The following is a 12,698-nucleotide window of genomic DNA, read 5'->3' on the forward strand; positions in this document are numbered from 1 at the left end:
CGGTTAGGCCGTCGGCCGGCGTGGTGATCATGGTCTGCGCCTGCACCGGCTGGACCGACAGCGCGAACGTGCTGCCGAGCGCGCCGCCGGTCGCCAGCATGGCGGTGCGCCGCGACACGCCGCGCTCCTGGCCGCGCTCTTCGAGCGAAATCATGCGATCGCCATCCATACAATGCCTCCCTGGGGGTTGACTCGGCCGCGGAGCCTAGGCCGCACGGCCCATGGCTCACAATCACAATCAGGCGATGTGCGGCAGGGCCAAGTACTCGGGGCTCTGCATCTCCATGAGACGCGACACCGTGCGCTGGAACTCGAAGGCGCCGTCGCCCTCCATGTAGAGCCGTGCCGGGGCCGTCGCCGCCGAGCAGACGAACTTCACCTTCTTCTCGTAGAACGAGTCGATCATGGTGACGAAGCGCGCCGCCTTGTCCTGGCTGTCCGGCCCCATCTGCGGAACCTCCGCCACGATGACGGTGTGGAAATTCTCGGCGATGCAGATGAAGTCGGCGGCGCCCATAGGCTTGGCGCACCAGTCGAGATAATGCGCCATGGCGACGCCGGGCGCGGCGCGCGGGACGTCGACGTCGCGGCCCTGGGTGCGCAGCACACGCGGCTCGCCGTCGGCCCCGTTGCTCAGCGCGCGGAACGCCTCGTCGAGCTTGGCCGTCGCCCAGGCGCCGAGCGGCGTCAGGTAGACGTCGAGGGTGCGCAGGCGGTCCATGCGGTAGTCGTGGCCACCGCCCAGCTCGAGGATTTCCAGGCGCTGCTTCAGGAGATCGATGAAGGGCAGGAAGCGGTCGCGCTGCAGGCCGTCCTTGTAGAGCTCGTCGGGCGCGCGGTTGGAGGTGGCGATGACGGTGATGCCCTCGTCGAACAGAGTCTCGAACAGGCGCGCCAGGATCATCGCGTCGGCGATGTTGGTCACCTGGAACTCGTCGAAGCACAGCAGCCGCGTCTCGTGGGCGATCTCGCGGGCGATCGGCACGATGGTATCGGCTTCCGGTGGCGCGCCCTCGCGGGCGAGCTTCTCGCGCCGCTTGTGCAGGCGCTCCTGCACCTCGAGCATGAACTCGTGGAAGTGCACGCGCCGCTTCTGCGCCACCGGCGCATCGGCGAAGAACAGGTCCATCAGCATCGACTTGCCGCGACCGACCGGGCCCCAGATGTAGAGACCATGCGGGCCGACCGGCGGCTTCGGTGCCGCCACCAGGCCGAGGCGGGCGAGCAGGCCGCGCCGGGGTGCGGGGTGGTCGGCGAGCGCCGCCAGCTGGTCGTAGACCGCCTGCAGCCGCAGCACGACCTTCTCCTGCACGGGATCGGCATGAACTTCGCCCGCGGCCCGGCGGGCGGCGAGGTTGGCTGCGGGTCCTTTGCCAACACTCGGGACGCCGGCGGTCGTGGGAACAGATCCAGTCATTTGCCGGCGCATACCTAGAGCGATTTCCGTTGAGAGGGAACCTCGAGCGGTTCCATCAAAGTGAAAATGCGCGCCTGAGCGATCGCAATGAAGCAAGTGCTCCAACTGCAACGACACTTCTGTCATCGCGAGCAAGGCGCTTGGCGTCGCAAACGCCGTGAGCGAGGGATCTATTTGGACCGCGGGCGTCCCGCCCGCTCATCGGCATGAGTCATGGGCGGGCGGGATGCCCGCGGTCCAAAGAGAAACGACAGCGGTTCTGGAGCATATGTTCGGCCGTGCCAGCCGAACGGAAGGTGCTTCTGGCTCGCCGTCGCGCGGCTGCCTATAAGGTCCGGCGATGAAGCTTGCCTTTCTCGGCACCTCCGATTTCGCCGTCCCGGCGCTCGTTGCGCTGGTCGATGCCGGCCATGAGATCGTCGCGGTCTATACCCGCGCGCCCAGGCCGGCTGGCCGCGGCCAGCGCGAGCGCCGCACGCCGGTGCACGAGTGCGCCCTGTCGCTCGGCCTCGAGGTGCGCACGCCGAAGGGCCTGCGCCAGCCTGCGGAGGCCGAGGCTTTCAAGGCGCTCGACCTCGATGCCGCTGTCGTCGTCTCCTACGGCCACATCCTGCCCAGGAGCTTCCTCGACGCGCCGGTGCTGGGCTGCCTCAACATCCATGGATCGCTGCTGCCGCGATGGCGCGGCGCGGCGCCGATCCATCGCGCCATCCTGGCTGGTGACGCCGAGACCGGGGTCACCATCATGCGCATGGACGAGGGCCTCGACACCGGGCCGATGCTGCTCGCCGAGCGCACGCCGATCTCCGCCGCCGACACCGCCGAGACGGTGCACGACCGATTGGCGGAACTGGGCGCTCGCCTGATCGTGGCGGCGCTCGACGGGCTCCTGCGCAGGACCATCGAGGCGGTGCCGCAACCTGAAGAGGGCGTCGTCTATGCCCACAAGCTCGGCCGCGAGGAAGGCGCGCTCGACTGGCGCCGGCCGGCGGCCGAGCTCGAGCGCAAGGTGCGCGGCTTCCATCCCTGGCCTGGCACCTGGTTCGAGATCGCCGGCGAACGAATCAAGGTGCACGCAGCGACGCTCGCCCTGGCCGCCGGTGCACCGGGCACCGTCAGCATCGGCCGCGACGGCTTTCCCGTGGTCGCCTGCGGCGTCGGTGGCCTCAAGCTTCTGACCCTGCAGCGCGCCGGCAAGACGGCCCAACCCGCCGACAGTTTTTTGCGCGGCTTCGCGCTCTCTGCCGGGACGGTGCTGGCGCCGCCGGCGACCGCCTCGCTGCCCGCCTGATCGCGTGCCGCGCTACAAGCTCACCGTCGAGTACGACGGCGCACCGTTCGTCGGCTGGCAGCGCCAGGACAACGGCCCCTCGGTGCAGGCCGCGCTCGAGGAGGCGGCGTTCGCGTTCTGCGGCGAGCGCGTCACGATGCACGGCGCCGGCCGCACCGACACCGGCGTGCACGCCGCGGGCCAGGTGGCGCACGTCGACTTCGAGCGCCAGCACGCGCCCGCAACGGTGCAGGCGGCGATCAACTTTCATCTCAAGCCGCAGCCGATCGTCGTCATCGAAGCGGCCGCCGTTCCGGCCGATTTTCACGCCCGCTTCTCGGCAACGTCACGACGCTACCGCTACCTGATCCTGAACCGGCGGGCGCCGCCGGCGCTCGAGCGCGGCCGCGTCTGGCACGTCCCGGTGGCGCTCGACAGCGCTGCGATGGCCGATGCCGCGGCGCTGCTGGTCGGGCGGCACGATTTCAACAGCTTCCGCTCGACCGCCTGCCAGGCCGCCTCGTCGCTGAAGACGCTCGACCGGCTCGACGTCGCGCGAGACGGCGATCGCATCGCCATCGACGTCGCCGCGCGCTCCTTCCTGCACAACCAGGTGCGCATCCTGGTCGGCACGCTGCAGTTGGTCGGGCGCGGTCAATGGAGCCGCCGGGACGTCGAGCAGGCGCTGGCCGCGCGCGATCGCACGCGCGCCGGGCCGACGGCGCCGCCGCAAGGCCTCTGCCTGATGGAGGTGCGCTACGATTCGGGGTCTGCAAGCAGATCCTCAGCCGGCCGCGACGGGAACGACGCCGAGAATGCGGGCGACGAGCAGTGACAGAAGGAGCGACGGCACCCAGTTGACGATCAGCAGGACCACCGACATCGGCCAGCTCGTGCCGATCACCATTCGCGTCGTCACCAGGAACCAGTAGAAGAGCAGCGCCCTGAGACCGAGATCGATCAGGATGGCGATCGCCGTTGGCGATATCGAGGCGACGGTCAGACTGACCAGCGCAATCACCATCGCCGGCAGGTTGATCCAGTTGAGCGCGCCGATGTAGCGCGCGTAGCGATCGAGCCAGCCCTGCCGGCGCGCCGCCTCGTAGAACAGCACCGGGTAGAGCAGCCAGTCGACGACGTAGCGCACCGCCTCGACGAACAGGATCTCGAGCTCGTCCGACACGGTGGTGACGTTGGCGTAGTAGATCAGCAGATAGAGGGCATAGAGCGGCGCCACCACGGCCATCACCCGGAACGAGCGCAGGCAGGCTTCCATGGTGTTCTCGAAGTAGCGCGGCGCCGCCGGGTCGCGCTGCAGGAACTCCAGCGCCCCCTGAACGCCGCGCGCGATCTCTGCGGCGCTGAGCACGATCGTCCCTACGCCGCGAAAAAGCGGTCGAGCACGGTCTCGTAGACGCGGGCCAACATCGCCAAGTCGGCGACCGCGCTCTTCTCGTCGACCTTGTGCATGGTCTCGCCGACCAGGCCGAACTCGAGCACCGGGCAGTAGCTGCGGATGAAGCGCGCGTCCGACGTGCCGCCGGTGGTCGACAGCTCGGCCTCGACGCCGGCGACATCGCGGATGGCGCCGGCCACCAGATCGCTGAGCGGCCCCGGCGGTGTGTAGAACGACTCGCCCGACACCTCGGTCGAAAGCTCGATCGTGCCGACGCCGCCCAGCGCCGCATTGGCGCGATCGAGACGTCCCTCGAGATGGGCCAGCAGGGTCTTGGAGGTCCACAGGTCGTTGAAGCGCACGTTGAAGCGCGCCTTGGCCACGCCGGGCGCGATGTTGGTCGCCTTGTTGCCGACATCGACGGTGGTGAATTGCAGCGAGGTCGGCTGGAAATGCGTGCTGCCCTTGTCGATCGGCTCGCGCACCAGCGCCTCGATCATCGCCGACAGGCGGTGGATGGCGTTGTCGAGCCGGTCGGGATAGGCGACGTGGCCCTGGACGCCGCGCACCACCATGTCGACCGTCATGCTGCCGCGCCGGCCGATCTTCATCATGTCGCCGAACCGCCTCGAGCTGGTCGGCTCGCCGACCACGCAGGCATCGATCGTCTCGCCGCGCCCGGCGAGACGCTGCAGCATCTTGACCGTGCCGTTCACCGCCGGTCCCTCCTCATCGCCGGTGATCATCAGGCTGATCGAGCCGCCGAAGTCGCGGCCGCGGCGGGCCAGGAAGCGCGCCAGCGCGTCGGTGAAGGCGGCGATCGCGCCTTTCATGTCGGCGGCGCCGCGCCCGAACAGGTAGCCGGCCGACAGCTCGGCGGAGAACGGCCCGATGGTCCACGACGACAGGTCGCCCACTGGCACGACGTCGGAGTGCCCGGCGAAGCAGAAGTGCCGGCCGGAAGTGCCGATGCGGGCATAGAGGTTGGCGACATCGTCGGTGCCGGCCTGGCTGAAATCCATGCGCTCGCACGCGAGGCCGAGATCGCCCAGCACCTTCTCCAGAAGCTGCAGGGCGCCTGCCTCGCGCGGCGTCACGCTCTCGCAGCGGACCAGCGCGCGCGTCAGCTCGACAACGTCGGTGACGTCGGTTGTCATCGTATCGGGCATGACTGCGACACTACATCCCTGTCCCTGCAAAGAGAACCTCGTTCATGCCCTCGTCCCCAGCGTCTTCGCTGGGGAGGAAAATGAAGTGCAAAGAAAACGGCGCCGGTCCTGGCGGACCGGCGCCCAGTCGATTGAGAGAGAGGAAGATAGTCTTGTTGCTTGCTCGAGCTCTGCCGTCCGGGGTTGCGCCGGAGAGGCGCGCCCGGTCAGGGCGCATCGCTCATGCCGCGATCCTGTCGGCCTCCATCAGGTTCACGGACACGAGTTGCGAGACGCCCTGCTCGGCCATGGTCACGCCGTAGAGGCGGTCCATGCGCGCCATGGTGACACGGTGATGGGTGATCACCATGAAACGCGTATCGGTGCGGCCGGCGATCTCCTTCACCAGGCCGCAGAAACGTTCGACGTTGATGTCGTCGAGCGGCGCGTCGACCTCGTCGAGCACGCAGATCGGCGCCGGATTGGTCATGAACACGGCGAACAGGAGCGAAAGCGCGGTCAGCGCCTGCTCGCCGCCCGACAGGAGCGACATCACCTGCAGCTTCTTGCCCGGCGGGCTGGCGTGGATCTCGAGACCGGCCTCGAGCGGGTCCTCCGACTCGGTCAGCCGCAGCTCCGCCTTGCCGCCGCCGAACAGCTTGGTGAAGAGCTGCTGGAAGTGGCCGCTCACCTGCTCGAAGGCGGCGAGGAAGCGCTCGCGGCCCTCGCGGTTGAGGCTCTGGATGCCCTGGCGCAGGCGGCCGATCGCGGCGATCAGGTCGTCGCGCTCGGCGGTCATGCCGGCGATCTGCTGCTCGAGCTCGCTCGCCTCCTCCTCGGCCCGCAGGTTGACCGCGCCCATGGTCTCGCGCTCGTGGACCAGCCGTTCGAGCCGATGCTCGGCCTTGGCGATGTCGGGCAGCTCCTCGAGCGACTGCACCTCGGCCAGCGCCAGCACGCCGTCGGGCTCGCAGCGCAGCCGCTCGGCGATGCGCTCGATGACCGCCTCGCGATCGCGCGTCGCCTGCTCGACCTGGCCCTCGCGCCGCACCCGGCTCTCGCGCGCCGTGGCGAGCTCGGCCTCGGCCTGCTTCAGCGCCTTGTCGGCCTCGCCGAGTCGCGTCTCGCCCACGGCGAGCCGGTCGGCGGCTTCCTGGCGACGCTGCTCGGCGCCGGCGATCTCCTCGCCCAGTGCCTCGCGCTTGGCCTCGATCTCGGCCGGCTTGTTGGCCAGCTCGGCAAGGGACGCCGCGATCTGCTCGTGCCGCTGATCGAGCTCGCCGATCTGCCCTTCGGCGTCGGCCAGCCGCTTGGCCCAGCCGTCACGGTCCTGGGCGATCTGGCCGAGCCGCTCCAGCCGCATCGCCGCCTCGCGCGCCAGCCGGTCGCACTGGCCCTCGGCCTCGACCAGCGCCGCGCGCAGCTCGGCGATGCGTCCCCGCAGCACCCCCGCGGCGACACGATCGGCCTGCGTGTCGGCGATCGCCGACAGGCGCGCCTGGCGGAAGGTGCGCCGCATCTCGCCATCGGCGATGTCGCCCGCCAGCTCCTCGACCGTGCGCTCGAGGCCACCGAGCCGCGTGCGCAGCTGGTCGGTGCGGCGCGCCACCTCGGCATGGCGGTCGCGCGCCGAGAGGGCAGCGCGCTCGGCGCCCGCCAGCGCGCTCTGCGCGGCCCGTTCGGCCAACCGCGTCGCTTCGCCCGCTTCCGTCGCCTTGCGCCGCGCCGCATCGGCCACCGCGCGCTCGTGCGCGCGCGCCTGGTCGACGCAGGCCTTCTCGGCGTCGACGGCGGCGGCGAGCCAGCCGGTCTCGGCGTCGAGCCGCGCCTGCGCCGCCGTCTGCTCGGCCACCGTCGCATCGATCTGCTGGCGGATCTCGGCCAGCCGGTTGCGCTGACTGAGCCGCACCGCCGCGGTCGACGGCGCGCCGGCGCGCATGGTGTAGCCGTCCCAGCGCCACACCGCGCCGTCGCGCGTCACCAGCTGCTGGCCCGGCGCCAGCCCGGCCTGCAGGGCGGCGCCCGTGGTCTCGTCGGCGACCACGCCGATGAAGGCGATGCGGCGCTCGAGCTCGGGCAGGGCAGCGACGTGCCGGCCAAGAGGGGTCGCACCGTCCGGCAGCGCCGGCGCTTCCGCGAGCGGGCCGAGCGGCAGCCAGTGGATCGGCGCGCCGCGGTCGGACGACGCCTCGAGCTCCTCGCCGAACGCCGCGCCCAGCGCCTTCTCGAAGCCCGGCTCGACGGTGAGCGCATCGAGCAGCGGCGGCCACAGCGACGACGCCGCCGACTTCAGCGCCGCGGCGATGCCCGCCTCCTCGGCGCGCAGCTTGGTCAGCCGGGCGTTGATCTCCCGGACAGCTTCGCCGGCCGCTTGGTGGCTCGCCTCGGCGGCGCGGCGCTCGGCCAGCCGGGCGCGCTCCATGTCGAGGCGCTCGGCTTCGGCCTTGGCGACGGCCTGCCGGGCGGCATCCGATTCGTAGCGCTCGGCCTCGCGGGCCGCCTCGATCGCCTCCTGGCCCTCGCTCCGCGTCCGTTCCAGGGTCTCGCGTGCCGTCTCGAGCGCGGCTTCGACCTCGGCCAGCGCCGGCAGGCGGGCAAGCTCGTCCTCGATCTGGCGCTGTTGCCCGGCGATCTCCTCGCGGCGCGCGAACAGGCGGCGCAGGCGCTCCTGCAGCTCGGCGATCTCGCGGCTGACGCTCGCCCGCGATGCCTCGTCGTCGGCGATCTGGCGATTGAGCCGGTCGTGCTCGGCCTCGGCCGTCTCGGTCTCGGTCCGCGCCGCATCGCGCGCCTCGGCCGCCGCCTGGGCGCGCTCGTCCTCGCCCACCCGTTCTTCCTCGAGACGGCCGCGCTGCGCGTCGAGATCGGCGATCGCGGTCTCGGCATCGCCCTTGCGGCCGTGCTCGCGCATCAGGTCGGACTCGGCCTGGCGCAGCCTCGTCTCGGCCTCCTGCTGGGCCTGCGCCACCCGCTCGGCCTCGGCGGTGAGCGCATCGTGTGCCACGCGCAACCGCTGCAGCGCCGCCGCCGCGGTGGCTTCGTCGTTGCGCAGCGGCGGCAGCGACGTCGCCGCCTCGGCCTGCGCCGTCGTCGCGAGGCCAACCAGGCGCGTGAGGTCGGCGACCTCGGCCTCGGCCTCCTTGAGACGCTCGGCCGCTTCCGAAAGCTCGCGCTCGGCGGCCGACAGCCTGAGCGCCAGCACCGCCGCCTCGGCGCGCCTTATGTGGTCGGTCAGGTTGCGATAGCGGCTCGCCTGGCGGGCCTGCCGCTTCAATCCCTTGTGCTGCTCCTCGAGCGCCACCAGCACGTCCTGCACACGCGCCAGGTTCTGCTCGGCGGCGCGCAGGCGCAGCTCGGCCTCGTGACGGCGGGCATAGAGGCCGGTGATGCCGGCCGCCTCGTCGATGACCATCCGCCGGTCGGCCGGCTTGGCATTGATCAGCGTGCCGATGCGGCCCTGGCTGACCAGCGCCGTCGAGCGCGACCCGGTCGCGGCGTCGGCGAACAGGGTCTGCACGTCGCGGGCGCGGATGTCGCGGCCGTTCACCGAGTAGGACGAGCCGTGGCCGCGCTCGATGCGGCGCACGATGTCGAGCTGGTCGGCGTCGTTCACCATGGCCGGCGCGGTGCGCGTGCGGTTGTCGAGCGTCAGCAGCACCTCGGCGATGTTGCGCGCCGGCCGGCCGCCGGTGCCGGCGAAGATGACGTCCTCCATCTCGCTGCCGCGCATCTGCTTGGCCGAGGTCTCGCCCATCACCCACTTCAGCGCTTCGACGAGGTTCGACTTGCCGCAGCCGTTGGGGCCAACGATTCCGGTCATGCCAGGCTCGATGGCGAGCTCCGTCGGGTCGACGAAGGACTTGAAGCCGGAAAGCCGGAGCTTGTCGAACTGCACCATCTACACCACGCCTGTCTGTTGCCGGTTGTCCATTTACTTCCCGAGCTTGGCGAACGCCGCGTCGAGCTCGTCGACCGACCGCGCCCCGCGATAGAGCTGGCCATCGATGAACAGCGTCGGCGTCGAGTTGACGCCCAGAACCTCGCCGCCCTTGTAGTCGGCAACCACCTGGTTGGCCTTGGCCTCGTTGGCGAGGCAGGCCTTGATCTCGTTTTCGCCCATGCCGGCGATGCGCAGCGGCTTGGCGAGCTCGGCGATCGGGTCGGAGCCGGTCGCCCAGGTCGCCTGGTTGCGGAAGATGAGATCGATGATGGGGAAGTAACGGTCGGCCGGCGCGCATTCGGCGATCTGCGCCGCCTTGGCGGCGACCTGGTCGAGCGGGAAGTCGCGGTAGACCAGCTTCACCTTGCCGCTGTCGATCCACTTCTTCTTCAGCTCGGGCAGGATCTGGGTGTGGAAATGCGCACAATGCGGGCAGGTGAACGAAGCGTACTCGATCAGGGTGATCGGCGCCTTGGCGTCGCCCAGGACATGGTCGCCGGGCTGGACGGCGAGCAGCGCGGTCTTGTCCGGCGTCCCCGCCACGGCCACCGGAGCGGGTCCGGGGGCGGGCGCACGGGTCCCGAACCAGACGCCGAGCACAATCGCGGCGACCGCCACGACGCCGCCGGCGACGATCAAGATATTCCGCATTCCCTCTTCCTCTCCACTACATCTTGGAAACAGCCCCTGTGGGGTGTCAAACGCTTAGCGCCCCACCTGGCGTAATATTGCAGCGACGGCATCGGCGCCGCCCGGGTTGCCGTAGAATTCCTCGTTGATGAACAAGGTCGGCGTGAAGCGGACCCCGAGCGTCTGGCCCGACTGCACGTCAGCCACCACCTTGTCCAGCGCCTTGTCGTTGGCGAAGCAGGCCGCCGCCTTCCCCTGGGTGATGCCCTCGCCCGCCAGCACCGTAACGACCTCGACCAGGGGGTCGCCGACCGACAGCCAGTCAACCTGGCGGCGGAACAGCAGCTCGACCGTGGCGAAGAACCTGTCCGGCGGGGCGCATTCTGTGAGCTGGGCGGTACGGGTGGCCACGAGGTCGGACGGGAAGTGGCGATGGATCAGGCGCAGCTTGCCGGGATCGATCCATTCCTGACGCAGGGTCGGCATCACCGCGATGTAGAAATTGGCGCAGTGCGGGCAAGTGAAAGAGGCGTAGTCGATCAGGGTGTTGGGCGCGTTGCGATCGCCGAGGATGTGATCGTCGGGCAGCGCCTCCAGGAGCTTGTCGCGCGCGCGGTCTTGGCCTTGGGCCCGCGCCTCGGGCCCGGATAGCAACGTCGCACCCAGCCCGCCGACCAGGAGATGCCGCCGGTTGATGCGCGCGCCGAGCCGCGCCAGCGCCGCCCTGAGCTCGGGATCCTCCACCGACTTCGCGCGCTCGGCCATGTCGGCGACCTGGTCCGGCGTGGGGGCCGGCGCCCGCTCTTCCGCGAGCCCGCGGCGGCGCGGCACCATGCCCTGCACGACGCGGACGGTGTCGACCATGCGGTGCCCGTAGTAGCCGTTCACGCGCTCGACCACCTGCCCCGCCTTGTGCTGGACCTCGAGGGCGGCGGCGCCCGACACCGAGAGCCGCAGCACCTTGCCGGCGCGGCCGCGGCCCGAGGTCAGGGCGTCGGGCCAAGTGGCCGCAGCGAGGTCCGGACCGACGATCGCCGACCAGTCGGCGCGCAGGCGCGCGATCGAGGCGCCGCGGCCCTTGGCGATGCCGGAGGTCAGCCGCTGCGTCAGACCGCCGATGGCCCGGAAGCCGTTTTCCCGCATGGACCCTTTCAAACTCGTGTTCCTATGCTAGAGCGGTTTGCTGTCAGGCGGAACCTCGTGCGTCTTTGCTGGGAGCGCGCCACTCCGATGGCGCTCTTCATTTGTTGATTGAATATCCCATGAGCGCCATCGGAGTGGCGCGCTCCCAGCGAATGACGCCCAATGTCATCAAAGTTGGCGCCGATGAGGGCGCGCTCCCAGCGATGAGACCATGAGCCACGCTTCACGAGTGCTTGCCTGGTACGATCGCCATCGTCGCACCCTGCCGTGGCGCGCGCCTGCCGGCGAACGGCCCGAGCCCTACGTCGTGTGGCTCTCCGAGATCATGCTGCAGCAGACCACGGTGACCACGGTCGGCGATTATTTCCGCCGCTTCATCGCCCGATGGCCCAAGGTCGAGGCGCTGGCCGCCGCGCCGCTCGACGACGTGCTCTCGGCGTGGGCCGGCCTCGGCTACTACGCCCGCGCACGCAACCTGCACGCCTGCGCCAGGGCTGTGACGGAGCAGCATGCCGGCCGCTTCCCCGACGACGAGGACGCGCTGCGCGCGCTGCCCGGCATCGGACGCTACACCGCAGCGGCAATCGCGGCGATCGCCTTCGACCGCCCGGCCTCGGCGGTCGACGGCAATGTCGAGCGGGTGATCGCCCGCCTGTTCGCGATAGAAACGCCGCTGCCCGACGCCAAGCCCGAGATCGCCGAGCATGCCGCGAGGCTGGTGCCGCGCAATCGCGCCGGCGACTATGCGCAGGCGTTGATGGATCTCGGGGCAACCGTGTGCATGCCGCGCAACCCGCGCTGCATGCTCTGCCCTCTCGCCACCGCCTGCCGCGCCCGCAAGCTTGGCATCGCCGAGCAGCTCCCTGCCCGCGCGCCCAAACAGCAAAAGCCGACGCGGCGCGGCCTCGCCTTCGTCCTGGCCCGCCGCGACGGCGCCGTCCTGCTGCGCAAGCGGCCGGTCACGGGCCTGCTGGGCGGCATGGACGAGGTGCCGTCGAGCGCCTGGCGCGAGGGCACGTTCGCGGCCGAAAGCGCCCTCGTCGAGGCGCCGGTGCACGCGAGCTGGCGGATCCTCGACGGCATCGTGCGCCACACCTTTACGCATTTTCATCTCGAGCTCACCGTGGCCCGCGCCACCGCCGCGACCGACGGTCCGGCCGGACTGCCCGGCGCGGCGTGGTGCACCATCGACCGCATGACCGAGCGCGCCCTGCCGACGGTGATGCGCAAGGTGATCGCCCACGCCTTCAAAGAATAGAACGAGGCCGCATTTCTGCGTTCGGTGCGTTCGAAACCCTTCGGAATCAACGGGTTGGCCGAACGCAAGCGTGCGTTCGCCTGCGTTCGGATCGCCGTTCTGCGTTCGGGGTCCTGGTGGCAGCGAGAGTCGGCCTGAAATCTTGCGTCATTTGCGTCACAGCGTCATTTGCATTTGATCTCAATCGCTTGCGCGTGACGCAAGCGGACGACATTGCGTCAGCCGGGCGCGCTGCGTCGGCTTCGTTCGCTGGCACGGCCAGCATCCGACCGGGCCGCATGCCGTGGGTGCCGAAGCGACCGCAAACGATCCCGGCCACGACCTCGAGCTTGCGCATGATCCATCCTCCTTGATGCTGCGCCGTCGCCGGCAACGAGTCGTCGCCCGCCTCTGCCCACGCTAGCCGGGATTTGCGTGACGTCAACCCGGTCCAGCAGAGTTCCGGCACGAACCACCCCGATCCGGTCCAGGTGCCGCGGTTGACCTACAAATCTAG

9 protein-coding genes are annotated in these 12,698 nt (G+C 70.2%); 3 read left to right on the top strand and 6 right to left on the bottom strand.

Translation table 11 applies throughout. The annotated features are described in order from the left end of the window. Nucleotides 1-238 precede the first annotated feature (238 nt). Entirely contained in the window at nucleotides 239-1,417 is a 1,179-nt protein-coding gene (gene zapE / locus AB7O82_RS32005) for a cell division protein ZapE (RefSeq protein ID WP_428552561.1), read from the bottom strand. A 340-nt stretch (nucleotides 1,418-1,757) separates the two neighbouring features. Between zapE and fmt the strand changes: the two genes are divergently transcribed. Further along, nucleotides 1,758-2,708 (top strand): methionyl-tRNA formyltransferase, encoded by a 951-nt coding sequence (gene fmt, locus AB7O82_RS32010; protein WP_428552558.1) that lies wholly within the window; start codon nucleotides 1,758-1,760, stop codon nucleotides 2,706-2,708. A 4-nt stretch (nucleotides 2,709-2,712) separates the two neighbouring features. After that, entirely contained in the window at nucleotides 2,713-3,522 is an 810-nt protein-coding gene (gene truA, locus AB7O82_RS32015) for a tRNA pseudouridine(38-40) synthase TruA (RefSeq protein ID WP_428552555.1), read from the top strand. On the opposite strand, the gene AB7O82_RS32020 is transcribed toward truA, so the two are convergent. From AB7O82_RS32020 to AB7O82_RS32040, 5 genes are all read right to left on the bottom strand, one after another. After that, on the bottom strand, nucleotides 3,472-4,056 hold the full coding sequence (locus AB7O82_RS32020) for a hypothetical protein (RefSeq protein ID WP_428552553.1): 585 nt from the start codon (nucleotides 4,054-4,056) through the stop codon (nucleotides 3,472-3,474). The genes truA and AB7O82_RS32020 overlap by 51 nt on opposite strands. Nucleotides 4,057-4,064: 8 nt before the next feature. After that, nucleotides 4,065-5,252 carry a succinyl-diaminopimelate desuccinylase gene (gene dapE / locus AB7O82_RS32025; protein WP_428552550.1) on the bottom strand — a complete coding sequence of 396 codons (1,188 nt, stop codon included), beginning with the start codon at nucleotides 5,250-5,252 and terminating at the stop codon, nucleotides 4,065-4,067. 220 nt (nucleotides 5,253-5,472) lie between these two features. Next, nucleotides 5,473-9,129, bottom strand: a complete 3,657-nt coding sequence (locus AB7O82_RS32030; RefSeq protein ID WP_428621139.1) for an AAA family ATPase — start codon at nucleotides 9,127-9,129, stop codon at nucleotides 5,473-5,475. A 33-nt stretch (nucleotides 9,130-9,162) separates the two neighbouring features. Then, on the bottom strand, nucleotides 9,163-9,822 hold the full coding sequence (locus tag AB7O82_RS32035; protein ID WP_428555577.1) for a DsbA family protein: 660 nt from the start codon (nucleotides 9,820-9,822) through the stop codon (nucleotides 9,163-9,165). A gap of 54 nt (nucleotides 9,823-9,876) precedes the next feature. Continuing rightward, on the bottom strand, nucleotides 9,877-10,944 hold the full coding sequence (locus tag AB7O82_RS32040; protein WP_428555574.1) for a DciA family protein: 1,068 nt from the start codon (nucleotides 10,942-10,944) through the stop codon (nucleotides 9,877-9,879). Between the two features lie 211 nt (nucleotides 10,945-11,155). Here AB7O82_RS32040 and mutY point away from each other — a divergent pair, with 211 nt between their 5' ends. Further along, a complete protein-coding gene (mutY, locus tag AB7O82_RS32045; RefSeq protein WP_428555572.1) occupies nucleotides 11,156-12,202 on the top strand; it encodes an A/G-specific adenine glycosylase in 1,047 nt (348 codons plus the stop codon). Nucleotides 12,203-12,698: the final 496 nt, after the last annotated feature.

Origin of the sequence: Reyranella sp., assembly GCF_050185545.1 — a bacterium.
Classification (GTDB): Bacteria; Pseudomonadota; Alphaproteobacteria; order Reyranellales; family Reyranellaceae; genus Reyranella.